The sequence below is a fragment of the Streptomyces caelestis genome, assembly GCF_001279005.1.
GTDB lineage: Bacteria > Actinomycetota > Actinomycetes > Streptomycetales > Streptomycetaceae > Streptomyces > Streptomyces heliomycini.
Map to the genome: position 1 here is coordinate 112,738 of NZ_LGCN01000196.1, position 16,210 is coordinate 128,947.

Sequence of the window (16,210 nt, forward strand, 5' to 3'; positions counted from 1 at the left end):
CTCCGCTCGCCCGCGGGCCACCACCCCGGGAGCCCGTTCCGAAGGAGACCATGCACCCCGACCGCGAACCCGACTGGACCCCGCCCGCCGACGCCGGGGAGCAACCCCGGCAGGTGCGGCGCATCCTGAAGCTCTTCCGTCCCTACCGGGGCCGCCTCGCGGTCGTCGGCCTGCTCGTCGGCGCCGCGTCGCTGGTCTCGGTCGCCACCCCGTTCCTGCTGAAGGCGATCCTCGACGTCGCCCTCCCCGAGGGCCGCACCGGACTGCTCAGCCTGCTCGCGCTCGGCATGATCCTCAGCGCCGTCCTCACCAGCGTCTTCGGCGTGCTGCAGACGCTGATCTCGACCACCGTCGGCCAGCGCGTGATGCACGACCTGCGCACCGCCGTCTACGGCCGGCTCCAGCGCATGTCGCTCGCCTTCTTCACCCGCACCCGCACCGGCGAGGTCCAGTCCCGCATCGCCAACGACATCGGCGGCATGCAGGCCACCGTGACCTCCACGGCGACGTCCCTGGTCTCCAACCTCACCAGCGTGGTCGCCACCGTCGTCGCGATGCTGGCCCTCGACTGGCGGCTGACCGTTGTCTCCCTGGTGCTGCTGCCGGTGTTCGTCTGGATCAGCCGACGCGTCGGCAACGAACGCAAGAAGATCACCACCCAGCGTCAGAAGCAGATGGCGGCGATGGCCGCCACGGTCACCGAGTCGCTCTCGGTCAGCGGCATCCTGCTCGGCCGCACCATGGGCCGCTCCGACTCCCTGACCGGCGCCTTCTCGGACGAGTCCGAGCGTCTGGTCGACCTGGAGGTCCGGTCGAACATGGCCGGCCGCTGGCGCATGGCCGTCATCACGATCGTCATGGCGGCCATGCCGGCGATCATCTACTGGACGGCCGGCATCGCCCTGCGGACGGGCGGTCCCGGGGTGTCCATCGGCACCGTCGTCGCCTTCGTCTCGCTCCAGCAGGGGCTGTTCCGCCCGGCCGTGAGCCTGCTGTCCACCGGTGTCCAGATCCAGACGTCGCTCGCGCTCTTCCAGCGCATCTTCGAGTACCTCGACCTCCCGATCGACATCACCGAGCGCGCGGACCCGGTCCACCTCGACCGGGTCAAGGGCGAGGTCCGCTTCGAGGGCGTCACCTTCGGATACGACGACAAGGGCGGCCCCGTCCTCGACGGCATCGACATCACCGTCCCCCCGGGCGGCAGCCTCGCCGTGGTCGGGCCGACCGGCGCCGGCAAGTCCACCCTCGGTCACCTCGTGCCGCGGCTGTACGACGTCACGGGCGGCCGGGTCACCCTCGACGGCGTCGACGTCCGCGACCTCGACTTCGACACGCTGGCCCGCGCGGTGGGCGTCGTCTCGCAGGAGACGTATCTCTTCCACGCCTCGGTCGCGGACAACCTGCGCTTCGCCAAGCCGGACGCGACCGACGAGGAACTGCACGCGGCGGCGCGGGCGGCGCAGATCCACGACCACATCGCCGCCCTGCCCGACGGGTACGACACGGTGGTCGGCGAGCGCGGCCACCGCTTCTCCGGCGGCGAGAAGCAGCGCCTGGCGATCGCCCGCACCATCCTGCGCGACCCGCCGGTCCTGGTGCTGGACGAGGCCACCAGCGCCCTGGACACCCGTACCGAGGCCGCCGTCCAGCAGGCCGTCGACGCGCTGTCGGCCGACCGCACCACGGTCACCATCGCCCACCGGCTGTCCACCGTCCGGAACGCCGACCAGATCGTGGTCCTCGACTCCGGCCGCGTGGTCGAACGCGGCACGCACGAGGAGCTGCTGGAGCGCGGCGGACGCTATGCGGCCCTCGTGCGCCGGGACGCCCGACTGGAGCCGACGAGATGAAGATATGCCAGGTTTGTGATGATGTGCGGGTTACCGTGCCCGCATGCAGACGAACACTCCGTCACGGAGCACGATCCGACTGACGCGCCGGGGCCGCCTCGCCCTCGCGACGCTCGGGGCCGTCGTGGCCGGCACCGCCGTGGCGGTGCCGCTGCTGATCCTGAACGGCGGCGACGACCCCCGCCCCACGGCCCTGGTGGTCCCGGAGGGCTGGCGCGCGGGCCAGGTGTACGCCGCCGTCGACGAGGTCCTCGACCTGCCCGCCGGCACCACGAGGAAGTCCCTCGCCAAGGCGGACCTGAAGCTGCCCGACGAGGCCGGGGGCAACCCGGAGGGCTACCTCTTCCCGGCGACCTATCCGCTGAAGGAGAAGGCGACCCCGCAGAAGCTGCTGTCCCGCATGGTCGACACCGCCGACAAGAAGTTCAACGGAGTACCGGTCGCCGCCGGCGCGCAGCGCAACGCGATGAACGTCTACCAGGCGGTCACCGTCGCGAGCATCGTCCAGGCGGAGGCGGCCACCAGGGCCGACATGGGCAAGGTGGCCCGGGTGATCTTCAACCGGCTGGAGCGCGGGATGCCGCTCCAGATGGACTCCACCGTCAGCTACGCCCTGAACCGCACGACGCCGGGCACGACGGCCGCCGACACCGAGGTCGACAGCCCCTACAACTCCTACCAGCGCATGGGACTGCCCCCGACCCCGATCGGCAACCCCGGCGAGGACGCGGTGCGCGCCGCGATCAACCCGGCTCCGGGCGACTGGCTCTACTTCGTCACCGTCGAGCCGGGCGACACCCGCTTCACGGCCGACTACGCGGAACACCGGCGCAACGTCGCCGAGGCCGAGACCCGGCGGAAGAAGGCGAGCGGGAAGGCGAGCGAACCGTCGGCGAAGTGAGCGGCCGGCCCCCGGCCGTCACGCCGCGACCCGCTCCTCCCGCGCCGGCGGCAGCCGGATGTCCCGCACCGCCGCGCGTCCGGCCCGGTTGGCGCCGACGGTGCTCGCCGAGGGGCCGTAGCCGACCAGATGGACCCGCGGGTCGGCGACCGCCCGCGTGCCCTCGACCCGGATCCCGCCCCCCGGCTCCCGCAGCCGCAGCGGGGCGAGATGCCCGACGGCGGGGCGGAAGCCGGTCGCCCACAGGATGGCGTCCGCCGCCACCCGCCGCCCGTCCCTCCATTCCACGCCGTCGGGCGTGATCCGGTCGAACATGGGCTGCCGGTCGAGCACACCGCCCGCCAGACCCCGGCGGACCGCGTCGTCGAGCGGCAGCCCCGTCACGGAGACGACACTGCGCGGCGGCAGTCCCTGCCGCACCCGCTCCTCGACGAGCGCCACGGCCGCCCGGCCCGCCTCCTCGTCGAAGGGGCCCTCACGGAAGACCGGGGGCCGCCGGGTCACCCACGTCGTGGCCGCCGCGTACGGCGCGATCTCCAGCAGGTGCTGGGTACCCGACGCGCCGCCGCCCACCACGACCACCCGCTGCCCGGCGAACGCCTCCGGCCCCGGGTACCACGCCGTGTGCACCTGCCGCCCCCGGAAGGTCTCCCGGCCCGGACGGTGCGGCCAAAACGGCCGGTCCCAGGTGCCGGTGGCGTTGATCAGCGCCCGCGTCGACCAGTCGCCGTCCGAGGTCTCCACCCGCAGCCGTCCGCCGGTCCCCTCCCGCACGGCCCGCACGTCCACCGGACGTCGTACCCGCAGGTCGAAGGTCTTCTCGTAGCGGTCGAAGTACTCGCCGATCACCTCGGAGGAGGCCCGCGCCGGATCGGCGCCGGCAAGCTCCATGCCGGGCAGCGCGTGCATCCCGTGCACCTTGCCGTACGTCAGCGAGGGCCACCGGAACTGCCAGGCGCCGCCGGGGCCGGGGGAGTGGTCCAGCACCACGAAGTCGCGGTCCGGCTCGAAGCCGGTCCGCCGCAGGTGATAGGCGCTCGACAGTCCGGCCTGCCCGGCGCCTATGACGACCACCTCGACCTCGCGCATGGTGTTCACATGTCCACCAACCAGGAGGAGGCCGTGGGTCTTCCCGGCACCGTTCCCCCGTGAAGCCGGGCGCATGGGCCAGGATGGAGCGCATGTCCGATGTCTTCACCACCCGAGTCCTGACCATCGCCACCGGCTCCGCCGAGAGGGTCGTCGACATCACCGGCGACTGCGAGGCCTTCCTGCGGGAGACGGCGGCCGGCCGGGACGGCCTGCTGAACGTCTTCGTGCCGCACGCCACGGCCGGTGTCGCCGTGATCGAGACCGGCGCCGGCAGCGACGACGACCTCCTGTCCGCCCTGCACACCCTGCTGCCCGCCGACGACCGCTGGCAGCACCGCCACGGCAGCCCCGGACACGGCCGCGACCACGTCCTGCCCGCCTTCGTCCCGCCGCACGCGACGCTCCCGGTGGTGGACGGACGACTGGAACTGGGCACCTGGCAGTCGGTGTGCCTGGTCGACACAAATCGCGACAACGCAAACCGGCAGGTCCGTTTGTCATTCCTCGGGTAGGGCTGCGTCTGCCGTCACTGCAGGAGTGATGTCCGGCCGTACCAAGTGAGAGAGGCCCAGCTCTGGGCAGGGCTGGATGAGCAGTGCTGCGCGGCGATGTGCGCCTGGGGAGGATGCCATCCGCGAGGAACTCGGCATCACCCGCATCGAACGCGTGCTGACCGACAATGCCTGGGCCTGACCTGTGTCAGGCCATTGCCGGCAGTGGGCTGACGTCCGCCGCCGGGGCTCCCCGGGGACTCCGTCCCCGGGGAGCCCCGGAACGCTTGACCTGGAGTGCACTTCACAATGCAGACTCCCCATCGAGCCCGGACTACCGGGCCGAAGGGGAGGACAACCATGAAATACCGCACCATAGGCACCGACCCTGCCCACCGGCGTGAGGTGAGCGTGCTCGCGCTCGGCGCGATGCTGTTCGGTTCGCTCACCGACGAGAAGACCTCTTTCGCCCTTCTCGACCGCTACGTCGAAGCGGGCGGGAACTTCATCGACACGTCCGACAACTACGCCTTCTGGACCGACGGGGGACAGGGCGGTCACAGCGAGAACGTCCTGGGCCGGTGGCGGCGCAGCCGGGGCGTCGGTGACGAGATCGTCATCGCCACCAAGCTCGGCGCCCGTCCCCTGGCTCCCGGTACCGGCTTCGTCGACAACCCGGAGGGTCTGTCGGCCAAGGTGATCCGCGAAGCGGCCGAGGCCAGCAGGGAACGGCTGGGTGTCGACAAGCTGGACCTGCTGTACGCGCATATCGACGACTATTCCGTATCGCAGCAGGAGACCGTTGAAGGATTCGGCGCCTTGGCCGCGGAGGGTACGGTCGGACTCCTCGGCGCCAGCAACCAGGCGATGTGGCGGGTCGAACGGGCCCGGGCGCTGGCCGCCGCGGCCGGGCTGCCCGGATACGAGGTGCTCCAGTACCAGCACAGCCACCTGCGCCCCCGGTTCGACGTGCCGAGCGACCTCTTCCCGGACGGCAGCCTCGGCCACGCCGGCCCCGAATTGTTCGGCTACCTGCGGGCTGAGCCCGCCCTGACCCTCGTCGCCTACTCCCCGCTGCTCGCCGGTGCGTACGTACGCGAGGACAAGCCGCTGCCGGCGGACTACGACCACCCGGGCACCCCGGCCCGGCTCGCCGAGCTGCGTTCCGTCGCCCGGGAGGCCGGCGCCACCGTCAACCAGGTCGTCCTCTCCTGGCAGATCGGCGGCGAGCTGCCGGTCATCCCGCTGGCCGGGGCGTCGTCCCTGGCGCAACTGGAGGAGAACCTGGCCGCGGTGGACCTGGAGCTGACAGCTGATCAGCGAGCCCGGCTCGACGCCGTCCACTGACGGTCCACGAGGCAGATCGGGGGGCTTCGGCACCGAAGCCAGGACAGGTGACCGTTCCGTTGCTGAAGAGGTCTACCGGAAGCAGCTCCGCCCCGTGATCCAGGCCGGGCCGTGGTCATGCACGGCCTCTTCGAGGGCGATCACGAGCGGTAGTCACGCAGCAACGCCAGAGGGTCCAGTGCAACTTGCGCACTGGGCCCTCTGACTTGGTGTTTCAGCTTTCGGAACGGCGGGATTCGAAACCACGACCTCTTCGTCCCGAACGAAGATCGGGTCAACCTGCGGGAAGCCGCATGGCTACCTGATGCACCAGCACAAGCCGGTGCTCGGCAAGGACGGGAATCCCGTAAGGCCCTGTGAGGGGCTGTGGGACCGAGCGACCCGCGAAGCGTTGAAGAAGGTGATACTCCACCGAATGGTGCCGTGGACACGCAACTCGAATCGTGAGTATCTCCTGACGAGGATCGCCCTGTGCGGGCAGTGCCACACCCGGCTGTACGGCGCACCTGATCAGACGGACCTGGCAGCGGCAGCTGCTCAACCCCACTCCGTTCTCCGCCGACTTGGCTCGAATGCCCGTTCAGCAGCCGGCGGAGCCGGATCTCGGGTGTCGCCGCCCCACTCTGGAGAATCGATGCAGTGCGTCAGAATTTGCCCCCGCTCACCCAGTGACATCCGGGGCGGCCGGGGATTATGGTGCGAACGAACAGAGTGACAACGTTGTCAGATGAGCAGGACTCGAAGGGAAATACCCCATGCGGTTTGCTTTCAGACCGTTCCGTCCCCGTGCTTCCGGTATAACAGCCGGTCTGATGGCCGCCGTACTCGTGAGTGGTGGAGTGGTCGGCATCGCCGAGCCCGCCGCCGCCGCGGGCGCGGAACCGATCGATCTGGTCAATCCGTTCGTCGGAACCCAGAACTTCGGCAACACCTTCCCCGGGGCGAGCGCGCCGTTCGGCATGGTCCAGGTCAGTCCGGACACCGGCGGCCAGGGCGGCTACGACTACAAGCAGAACTCGATCCACGGATTCAGCCAGACGCACCTGTCCGGCGTCGGCTGCGGCGTCATGGGCGAGCTGCCCATCATGCCGACCACGGGTGCAGTCGACTCCGTGGACCCGAACGCCTACCGCTCCCCGTACAGCCACGACGACGAGCAGGCCAGTCCCGGCTACTACCGGGTGGGGCTGAAGAAGTACGACGTCGACGCGGAACTCACCGCCACCGAGCGCACCGGGTGGCAGCGCTACACCTTCCCCTCCACCGGTTCGGCCAACGTCCTGTTCAACACGGGCAAGGCCAACCAGTCCGTACTGGACTCCGAGGTCCACGTCGTCGGTGACCGCACCATCGAGGGCCGGGTGCACGCCGGGGGCTTCTGTGCCGGACACGACGAGCACACGGTGTACTTCAGCGCCACCTTCGACCGGCCCTTCAAGGCCTACGGCACGTGGGACGGCGCAGACCCCGAGCCCGGCACCCGCGACGCGGAGGGAGGCGGCCAGAACGGCGCCTGGGTGACCTTCGACGCGACCACCGACCGGGACGCCGTCCTGAAGGTGGGGCTGTCCTACACCGGTGTGGAGGGCGCCCGTAAGAACCTGGCCGCGGAGACCAAGGAGTCCTTCGACTTCGACGCCACGCGTGCGGCGTTGCGGGACACCTGGAAGAAGCAGCTGGATTCCATCCGGGTCGGCGGAGGCGCGGCGGACCGGCAGAAGGCCTTCTACACCGCGCTCTACCACAGCCAGTTGCACCCGAATCTCGCCGGTGACGTCGACGGCATGTACCAGGGGTTCGACAACAAGACGCACACGGCAAAGGACTACACGCCGTATCAGAACTTCTCGCTCTGGGACACCTACCGGCCGCAGAACCAGCTTCTGCAGATGCTGGAGCCGAAGGTCGCCCGGGACGTCGCGCTGTCGGTCGTCGCGGCCGGCCGGGACGGCGGCTGGCTGCCCCGCTGGGCGCTCGCCAACAGCGAGACCAACATCATGACCGGTGACCCGGTCACGCCCTTTCTCGTAGAGGCCTGGTCAAAGGGTCTGCTCGCCGGACATGAGGCGGAGACCTACGCGTTGCTGAAGAAGAACGCGACCAGCACCCCGCCCGCCGACTCGCCGTACAACGGACGCTCGGGATCGGACCACTACACCGGGCGCGGCTACATCCCGTCAGGTCTCGAGCTCGGCAAGGACTGCGCGGACAAGGGCGGCGACAACGACTGCAAGCACCCGGCGTCGGCGACGATGGAGTACTCCGCCGCCGATGCGTCGCTTGCGCTGATGGCCGACCGGCTCGGACACAAGTCGGACGCCAAGATGTTCGCCGCGCGCGGCCAGTGGTACCGGAACCTGTGGGACTCCTCGATCCAGCAGTTCCGGCCGCGGACGGCCGACGGCACCTGGCTCACGCCCTACGACCCGGTCGAGGCGGGGCACCAATTCCATGAGGGCGGCGCGTACCAGTACCAGTGGCTGGTACCGCAGGACCCGGCTGGCCTCGTCAGCCTGATGGGCGGCCGGAGCGCCACCGAGAAGCGGCTCGACTCCTTCTTCGTCCACGACAAGCTACTCACCGACCCGGCGGGCACCGCCCGGAATGACTGGATCTCGCAGCCGTACGACTACTACGGCAAGCCGACGTACAACCCGAACAACGAGCCGGACCTGCACGCCCCGTACATGTACAACTGGGTCGGCGCCCCGGCGAAGACCGCGACCGTGGTGCGTGCGGCGATGACGCTGTTCACCAACGGGCCGGACGGGATGACGGGAAACGACGACCTGGGCACCATGTCGGCCTGGTACGTCTTCTCCTCCCTCGGCCTCTACCCGACGATGAGCGGCGGCGACTTCCTGGCCGTGTCCAGCCCGCAGTTCGAATCGGCGACCGTCCGGATCGGCAGCTATCCCAAGGCGTCCGGCACCAAGGGCCAGGGCGGCACGCTGACGATCGAAGCACCCGGAGCGAGCGACACGAAGCGGTACGTGCAGAGCGTGGCCCTGAACGGCCGGGACGTACCCCAGACCTGGCTGAGCTGGAACAAGCTCGCGCACGGCGGAACCCTTGCCCACCGGCTCGGGACCTCCCCCTCCTCCTGGGGCACGGGCAAGGGCGCCCAGCCGCCTTCCGTCAACCAGGCGTCCCCCGACAGCCGCAAGCACGTCGACGCGTCGCTGCGTCCCGCCTCGGCGGTCGTCCCCACGGGTGACGCCGCACAGACCGCGAAGTTCACGCTGGACGTCCTCGGGCAGGCTCCCGGCAAGCTGAACGTGTCGGTCACGGCGAAGGCGCCCAGCGGCTGGAAGGCCACGACGGCACAGCGTTCACCACTGGTGATCGATTCCGGTCGCCTCCCGGTCCAGAAGAAGGTGTCGCTCGACATCACCGTGCCCCCGGGCGTCGCGGCCGGGTCCTACCCGGTGGAGGTGAAGGTCGCGGGCCGAGGGACGAACTCGGTCACCCGCAAGGCCACCGTCACGGTGGGAGCCGCCACGACCTGCGCGAGTGAGGCGAACGGGCAGTGCGCAGTGAACCTGCGCGCAGACCTCGGCCACGACGGCACGGCCACGGTGGCGAACTCCGACGAGGGCGACTTCGACGGGCATGGCTGGAGCTATGACGGCGACCTGCTGCCCAAGGCGGGGCCGGTCACCTGGGACGGGGTGACGTACGACGCGCCGGAACCCACCGGCACGGCGAACAACTTCCTCGAAGCAAGCGGGCAGGCCCTCCTGCTGCCCGCCGGACACCACAGTGCGCTGAGGCTGGTCGGCTCGGCGCACAACGGTCCTGTGACCACCACACTGACCGTGCACTACACGGACGGCAGCAGCACGGAGGCGCCGGTGACGTTCGGCGACTGGGCGGGCTCCGCGCCGAACGGCAGCACGGTCGTCCTCGACATGCCGCACCGCATCAAGCGGGGCAGCGGTGTCGACGGGCCGTCCATTCGGCTCTTCGGTACGGCTGCCGAGCTCGATGGGGGCAGGACGGTCCGTTCGGTCTCGCTGCCGGACGACTCCCGCGTCGAGATCTACGCTATGACGCTCGTCTAGAGAGGGACGGCGGACCGCCGAAACCCAGCCGGCGGTGCGCCGTTCCGGATCGGCGCACCCCTCTCATCAGGGCCCCGGCGCGAAAGCGCCGGGGCCCTTCGCGTACTCGCCCACCCCGGCCTCCGGCTCACCGTCCAATGGGCGCCGACGCCTGTCCGAACGGGGCGGCCACGGCTGCCGTGCCGTCGGCATCTCCGGCTACGACGCCGGCCACGGACACCGTGACGACCTTCCGGTTTTTCTCACCATGACAGGAGCCGCCCGGGTGCAGGCGCGGCGGGTGGTCGCGGAGAACGAGCGGCAGGCGGCCGACGGCGGAGGCGTCCTCGGGGTCGGCTGTTCCCACTCGCGGCACTCGCGCGGCGGCCACTCGGAGCGGGGCACGCGGCCGATCGAGGTAAGGAGGTCGCCCCACTGTTCGCGGACGGCGGCGGCCTGGGCGACTGCGAGGTCTTGCGCTGTTCGTTTCTCCGGCTCAGCGAGTTGGAGCGGGTCTGCAGTGATCTCGGGCGGGGCGATTCCACCGGTGGCAGTCCCTGCGGTCCCAGGGGCCGGCGTCTCTGCCGAGGCTGAGTGATCAGCAGTTCGCTCAGCTGGAGGCGGAGCTGGCCAAGGGGCCGGCCGCGCATGGCCGGGAGGACCAGCGATGGACGCTGGCCTGGGTCAAGACGGTGATCGGCCCCTCTCTGTCAGCCTTGGGTGAGACGACCGCGGACAACAGGTCGTCGTCGAGCCAGACGGATACCGCCTCCTGTCGCGCGGCCACGCGAAGGTGCTCCAAGGCCATCGGAAGGAGCCAGCACATCCCGATGTCCTGACCGATCAGCCTGCGCATCTCCTCCGTGGACAGTTCGCCCACGGGCCGCTTTCGCAGGGCGTGCACCGAACGGACGAGAGGTGGTGTCGGACGGCGGATCGGGCCGGCTGACGCCTTCCAATTCTTCGACGGAACGTGTCTTGTCCACAATGTCGGACAACATTCTCTTCCAGCTCTCCGGAGAAGCTCAACGGTGTCCGATGGAATGCAGGAAGCCGTTGGGCCGATCCGACTCGGTGATCACTTGCTTACGCTTGTCGATCAACACAGCCGGACCCCGCTCGGTCATCGACTGCCTGAACACCGGCTACAAGATGAGGGACGAGAGGAAGACGCTCGTCACGTACGGGCACGACGGAGCCTGGGACCCCATGCGCGTGCCCAGGTCGGCGGCGAGGTTCCGGGCCTCAGAACTCGTGCACGACCACCCAGTAGTCGTCGTCCTCCACCGTGGAGGCACACAGATGACGTCCGTCCACCGAGACGGCGATGAACTCGGGGGCGCCCGTCGCGGCGGCGACACGCGAGGGAAGGTCCTCGCCGCCACGGTCCCTCACCCGCACCCAGCCGACCTTGCTCCCGCCGGATCCAGGGGGCAGGACCAGGAAATCGCCGCTCTCCATGAACAAGCGCGCAGGCTCGGCCCGCCGATGCCACTCCCTGCTCAGCTTCTCCAGGGCCTGAGGGTCCGAGTCGGAGACCTCGGCCGACGGCCGGACCTCGACCCCGTTCACGGCATGGAGCGCGGCATTGACGGGAGGTCCGTCGTGCGTCTGGTCCTCCACGATCTCGAGACCGCAGTTCTCGAAGATCTCCAGCCAGTGTGGCGTCAGCCGGTCGTCCATACTGCTTACCCTCCGTCGGTTCGCCGGGTTCAGCCGCCCGAATAGAAAAGGTGATGATCACCGCCTGGCTTGTTTATCTTGGCATACCTCTCCATGGACTCCGGATAGCCGACGGTGCCGTCCGGCCGTTGGATCTGTGTGTTGTCCCAGCCGAAGTTGACCAGGCTTCGAGTGTCGTCGTTCTTCGGTTTTCCGGCATGGAAGTGCGGGCCCGCCGGATCGTGGGTGTGCTCGACCACCACGCGCGAGCCGTTGTCCGTCTCGAACTGGCGGAAGTGACCCCAGTGGGCCGGGTCGGACGAATAGATGTACCCGGGGGCGTGCTTGAGGTGCCGATCCCCGGTCACGGTCCATTCGGCGATCGGTTCCTCGCCGTACCGCACGCCGGCGAGCTCGTAGGCGGCCCGCTCCGCGTCGGCACGGTGGTCGAACGGGTTGCCTCGCTCGCCGCGCGGATAAGGACTGAGCCCGAGCGGATCGGACCAGGTGTGGGGGTTGCGTACGTAGGCGACGGGGTTGGGCGCGGGAGCGAGACCGAGGGGGTCGGGCGTGATGTAGCGGGCTGTCTCGGGATCGTAGTGACGGAACAGGTTGTAGTGGAGGCCGGTCTCGGGGTCGTAGTACTGGCCGGGAAAGCGCAGCGGAGTGTAGGCCTTGCTGTCTCTCGCCCAGGCAGTGGTGCCCCACAGGGTGGCCCGCCTGCACCACGCGACGGCGCCGTCCTCGTCGATCAGCTCGGTGGGCGTGCCGACCAGATCGGTGGCGATGGCGAAGAACCGACGGTCGATCTCTTCCTGGCGGGTGCCCGCACCGAGGACGCGCTCGGTCTGGGACAGGGGAACACCGGAGCGGTGGTCCCAGGTGAGGGCGACCGTGGTTCGGAGGTCAGCCTGAAGGATGGCCTCTTCGCAGAGCGTCATCCCGTCCCACGAGAACCGGATCTCCTCGGCCACCGTCTCGACGTCGTCGGCCAGCCGCTGTTTGGCGATGCGACGGCCCAGCGCGTCGTACCGGTAGCGCCAATGGGTTCCGTCCGGAGTGACGACCGAGGTGAGGCGGTTCTCTGCGTCCCAGGTGTAGCGCCAGGTGTCCGGGCGCCGGGACGGACGCCGCTTCTGGCGGAGGGTGATGCGGCCGAGCACGTCGTGCTCGAAGCGGACGGCTCCGGCACGGAGGATCGCCGAGCCGGCGTAGGCCCGCTGTCCGATCGCCTCGCTCCCCGGATGAGAGACGGGCCAGATGGCCTCCACCTGGTTGCCGCTCGCGTCGTACACGTACCGCTCGGACCAGTTCTGCGCCCGGACGCCGACGACCTGGCCGACAGCATCCAGGTCGAAGGAACGGTTTCCGGCCCACTGGTCGTCGACCGCGCTGAGATAGCCGTCCGGGCGGTAGGTGTAGGCACGCCGGTTGAGTGTCCGGCCGCCGACGCTCACGTGTTCGGTGGCAAGACGACCGGCCGCGTCCCAGGCGGAGGCGATGGTGAGGGCGCCCTCGACGTCACCGAAGACCCGGGCCGTTTCACGGCCCGCGACGTCGTGGGTGAAGAAGACCGAGTTCCGGCCGGTGGTCAGTCGTCCGGGGCGGCCGCCCGTGTCGTATCCGTAGGTGGTGACATGCCCGGTGGGCGTGATGCGACGGGTCCTGCGTCCCACGGCGTCGTAGGCGTAGCTCATGGTGCGGCCGTCGACGATCTCGGCCTTGAGCCGGCCACGACGGTCGTACACGCAGAGCAGTTCACTGTCCGGCCCCGTCGCACGCAGAAGGCGTCCGGCCGGGTCGTACTCGTAGGTGGTGACCTTCCCCGCGGCGTCCTTCCGCAGCACCCGTCCCAGCTGGTCACGTCCGAAGGTGATGGTCTGCCCGAGCACGTCCGTGCGGGAGAGCAGCAGCCCGGCGGGGTCGAACCGGTAGCGGAGCGTCCTGCCGTCGAAGTCGGTCTCCGCGGCCACGTGGCCTGCCGCGTCGTACTCGTACGTCCACCGTGCGCCCTGCGGATCGGCGACCTCGACGAGTCGGAGGCTGGCGTCGTACGCGAATGTGTATCGAGCGCCGTCAGGAGCAGTTCGGGCGGTCAGCAGATCGAAGTGGCTGTACTCGCAACGGAGAACACCGCCGACCGGGTCGGTGTGCGTGAGCTGGTTGCCCTCCCCGTCGTAGGTCCAGGACTCGGCGGTGCCGTCCGGTGCGACGCGTCGGACGAGATTCCTGTCGGCATCCCACTCGAGGCAGGTCACCCCGCCGCCCGGGTCGGTGACACGGACCACGCTGCCCAACGCATCGCGCTCCAGCAGGACTTCGCCCCCTGCCGGGTCGGTGACCTGTACCGGCAGCCCCGCATCGTCGCACCGCACCGTGGTGACGGCGCCGAGTGCGTCGGTGACCGACGTCAGGCGACCTCGGGTGTCGTAGGTGAAGCGAGTCGTGCCACCGCCGGGGTCGGTGACGGAGGTGCGGTTACCGCGTTCGTCGAACTCCTGGAACCATCGCGCCCCGTCGGGTCCGACCAGTTCCGTGTGCCTCCCGAAACGCCCCGGCCTCATGGTGTGTCCGCTGCCGTCGGGGCGGACCGTCGAGACGAGACGGCCGTCCTCGTCGTAGGTGAAGGCGGTCGTTCGCCCCAGTGGGTCGGTACGGCTCACGAGGTTGCCGTGTGCGTCGTAGCTGTACCGGCTGGTGTTGCCGACCGGGTCGGTGGTGGCGATCACACGGCAGCGGTGGTTGATGAGGTGCCGGGTGCTCCGCCCGTCGGCGGTGGTGAGGGTGGTGGTGCGGTGGCCGGTCTCGGGGTCGGGGCCGGTGTAGGTGAGGGTGATCTGGACGTGGCCGGCCTCGCCGCCTTCGGCGATGACGCGGTCGTGGTGGTCGTAGGTGTAGTCGTAGCGGCTGTTGTTGGAGTCGATCCAGGCGGTGACGCGGTGGCGGTCGTCGTGGAGGAAGGTGGTGGTGGCGCCGGAGGGCTTGGTGACGGTGGTGAGGTTGCCGTTCTGGTCGTAGCCGTAGGACATCAGCGGCAGGTCCGCACCCGTCTCGCCCGCACCGGCCAGGAGGAGAGCGGTGATCTTCCTGTCGGTGACGGTCAGCTTCACGTGATAGCCGCCCGAGTGGACCAGGGCCAGCGGCAGCCCGTCCTCGGTGCGGTCGACGGTGATCGTGTGACCGTTGCGGTCGATGAGAGTGGTCAACCAGGCGTCGCCGTCGCCGCCGGGCTCGGCATCGTACGGGGCGGTGAAGCGGCGGGTCAGGCCGGTGTCGGGGTCGGTGACCGTGTAGTCGCCGTTGCCGTCGCGCGCGAGCAGCGTGCGGGCCGTTCCCGACTCGGGGCGGGTGGGGGAGCCCGGTATCGGATGCTGATACGGGATCAACAGGCCGTCGGCGGTGACGTGGACGACGCCGACCGCATCGATCTCCAGCCGCTCGTCGACGGTGCAGGTCCAGGACGGCCCGAGGAACCGGCCGGCCGTGAGGCCGGACTCGGTGCGGCGGGTGAACGTCAGGGGCAGGATGCCGGGCAGTTCGACGTCGGTCCGGGGGAGGAACATGCGGCCGGAGGCGAGGTCGACGGGGTCGGTGCCGTCGGTGGTGCGCGCGTGGTCGGGGCGGTTGTGGGTGCCGTCCGGAACGTCGTCGAGGATCTTGCGTGCCCGGGCCGCGTCGGCGGCGATCCGCACGCCCTTGACACCTGCGCCCGCACCGCCGGTGGCGACGGTCAGCGCGACGTCCGGCAGCAGACGTCCGAAGCCCTCGTAGGGGTCCTTCATGAAGTCGCTGACCATCTGCTTGCCCGTGCCGACCGGGTCGTTGGCCGCGAGGACGAGGCCGGAGGCGAGGCTGTTGAGGTTGGTGGTGTACTCGGCGGGGTGGGTGATGTTGTACGGGTCGAGCGGGTTGACGCCACGGACGAAGTTGAGCAGGCCGGCGGTGCCCTTGACGATGCCGCCGCCGATGTGGTCGCCCATGATCTGCGTCTCCTGCAGACCGCTCAGGGCCTGCTCGGCGTAGGACGGCTTCTCGGGGGCGGTGTCCCGTGCCGCGCGGACCGCGCCGCGGGCGGTCTCGGCAGCGGTGTTCCGCTGCTTGCGCGCCTCGGTGAGGATTTCCTGCGCCTCCTGCATCAACTTCTTGCCCGGGTCGTCGAACGTCGACGCGGGGCGCGACGGCAGGGTGGAGACGTCGTACTTCCCCGGATCGGCGTTGTGGCGGTCGACGGCCCTGTTGTAGTCCTCGATTCGCTTGCGGTGCGCGTCGGCCGCTTCCTCGGAAGCCTTGACGCCTTCCTTCCACTTGTCGATCGCCGTCTGCGCCTGCCCTTGTGCCCAGGTGACAGTTCTGGCGAACGCCTCCAGTGCGGCGGCGGCCTTCTCGCAAGCGTCGGCGCCGGTGAACCACTTCGGCGGCTGGGTGCTCACCGCCGTGCGCAGCGCCTCGGCCGCCTTGCCCTTGAGCTGTGAGGAGTCCAGACCTTTGAGGCCTTCTCCGGCGTTGTCGAACGCGGTCTGGAAACCGCGGAGTTTCTCGGCAGTGGAGCGGATCTTCTCCGGGCTGCCGTAGATGAGCTTGGTCCTGTCCTCGGTCTGCCCAAGGTCCATCTCGTCGACCTCGGCGCCCATCCGGTTCGCCACCGAGCGCGACTGCTCGCGCACCCAGTCCGCGCCGGACTCCCAGCCGACGTCGTCCAGCCGGTCCGCGGTCCAATTGCCCGCGCCCTCCACCTTGTTCCCGACCCACTCGACGCCGTCCTCGACCGCGTCCTCCACCGAGTCCGGCGTGATGTCACTGATGAAGTCGCCGATGCCCATG

General features: G+C 69.8%; 8 protein-coding genes and 2 pseudogenes. 6 read left to right on the top strand and 4 right to left on the bottom strand.

Going from position 1 to position 16,210, the window contains the following annotated elements:
- Positions 1 to 50 precede the first annotated feature (50 nt).
- Together ADK41_RS18385 and mltG are read left to right on the top strand one after the other, a co-directional pair.
- Positions 51 to 1,853: an ABC transporter ATP-binding protein gene (locus tag ADK41_RS18385; protein WP_030822472.1), complete on the top strand. Its 1,803-nt coding sequence runs from the start codon at positions 51 to 53 to the stop codon at positions 1,851 to 1,853.
- A gap of 43 nt (positions 1,854 to 1,896) precedes the next feature.
- Positions 1,897 to 2,754, top strand: coding sequence for an endolytic transglycosylase MltG (mltG, locus tag ADK41_RS18390; RefSeq protein ID WP_030822475.1), 858 nt, complete (start codon positions 1,897 to 1,899; stop codon positions 2,752 to 2,754).
- An 18-nt stretch (positions 2,755 to 2,772) separates the two neighbouring features.
- Here mltG and ADK41_RS18395 read toward each other — a convergent pair whose 3' ends face one another.
- The gene (locus tag ADK41_RS18395) at positions 2,773 to 3,852 is read right to left on the bottom strand and encodes an NAD(P)-binding domain-containing protein (RefSeq protein WP_030822478.1); all 1,080 of its coding nucleotides are present in this window, start codon (positions 3,850 to 3,852) and stop codon (positions 2,773 to 2,775) included.
- An 83-nt stretch (positions 3,853 to 3,935) separates the two neighbouring features.
- Between ADK41_RS18395 and ADK41_RS18400 the strand changes: the two genes are divergently transcribed.
- The 4 genes and pseudogenes from ADK41_RS18400 to ADK41_RS43250 form a co-directional block, all read left to right on the top strand.
- Entirely contained in the window at positions 3,936 to 4,358 is a 423-nt protein-coding gene (locus ADK41_RS18400; protein ID WP_030822481.1) for a secondary thiamine-phosphate synthase enzyme YjbQ, read from the top strand.
- Positions 4,359 to 4,697: 339 nt separating this feature from the next.
- The gene (locus ADK41_RS18405) at positions 4,698 to 5,684 is read left to right on the top strand and encodes an aldo/keto reductase (RefSeq protein WP_030822483.1); all 987 of its coding nucleotides are present in this window, start codon (positions 4,698 to 4,700) and stop codon (positions 5,682 to 5,684) included.
- An 812-nt stretch (positions 5,685 to 6,496) separates the two neighbouring features.
- Positions 6,497 to 9,748 (top strand): GH92 family glycosyl hydrolase, encoded by a 3,252-nt coding sequence (locus ADK41_RS18410; RefSeq protein WP_051843036.1) that lies wholly within the window; start codon positions 6,497 to 6,499, stop codon positions 9,746 to 9,748.
- Between the two features lie 530 nt (positions 9,749 to 10,278).
- Positions 10,279 to 10,428, top strand: a pseudogene (locus ADK41_RS43250) (IS630 family transposase); the annotation flags it as partial.
- Positions 10,429 to 10,520: 92 nt separating this feature from the next.
- Here ADK41_RS43250 and ADK41_RS44290 read toward each other — a convergent pair.
- From ADK41_RS44290 to ADK41_RS18425, 3 genes and pseudogenes are all read right to left on the bottom strand, one after another.
- Positions 10,521 to 10,715: pseudogene (locus tag ADK41_RS44290) on the bottom strand (contact-dependent growth inhibition system immunity protein); the annotation flags it as partial.
- Between the two features lie 257 nt (positions 10,716 to 10,972).
- Positions 10,973 to 11,410, bottom strand: a complete 438-nt coding sequence (locus tag ADK41_RS18420) for a hypothetical protein (RefSeq protein WP_030822492.1) — start codon at positions 11,408 to 11,410, stop codon at positions 10,973 to 10,975.
- Positions 11,411 to 11,439: 29 nt separating this feature from the next.
- The gene (locus ADK41_RS18425) at positions 11,440 to 16,209 is read right to left on the bottom strand and encodes a putative T7SS-secreted protein (protein ID WP_030822495.1); all 4,770 of its coding nucleotides are present in this window, start codon (positions 16,207 to 16,209) and stop codon (positions 11,440 to 11,442) included.
- Position 16,210: the final 1 nt, after the last annotated feature.

Bases quoted from the DNA above. Each gene is read 5' to 3' on its own strand.
- ADK41_RS18385 (WP_030822472.1), top strand. From the start codon at position 51: ATGCACCCCGACCGCGAACCCGACTGGACCCCGCCCGCCGACGCCGGG.
- mltG (WP_030822475.1), top strand. From the start codon at position 1,897: ATGCAGACGAACACTCCGTCACGGAGCACGATCCGACTGACGCGCCGG.
- ADK41_RS18400 (WP_030822481.1), top strand. From the start codon at position 3,936: ATGTCCGATGTCTTCACCACCCGAGTCCTGACCATCGCCACCGGCTCC.
- ADK41_RS18405 (WP_030822483.1), top strand. From the start codon at position 4,698: ATGAAATACCGCACCATAGGCACCGACCCTGCCCACCGGCGTGAGGTG.
- ADK41_RS18410 (WP_051843036.1), top strand. From the start codon at position 6,497: ATGGCCGCCGTACTCGTGAGTGGTGGAGTGGTCGGCATCGCCGAGCCC.
- ADK41_RS18420 (WP_030822492.1), bottom strand. From the start codon at position 11,410: ATGGACGACCGGCTGACGCCACACTGGCTGGAGATCTTCGAGAACTGC.
- ADK41_RS18425 (WP_030822495.1), bottom strand. From the start codon at position 16,209: ATGGGCATCGGCGACTTCATCAGTGACATCACGCCGGACTCGGTGGAG.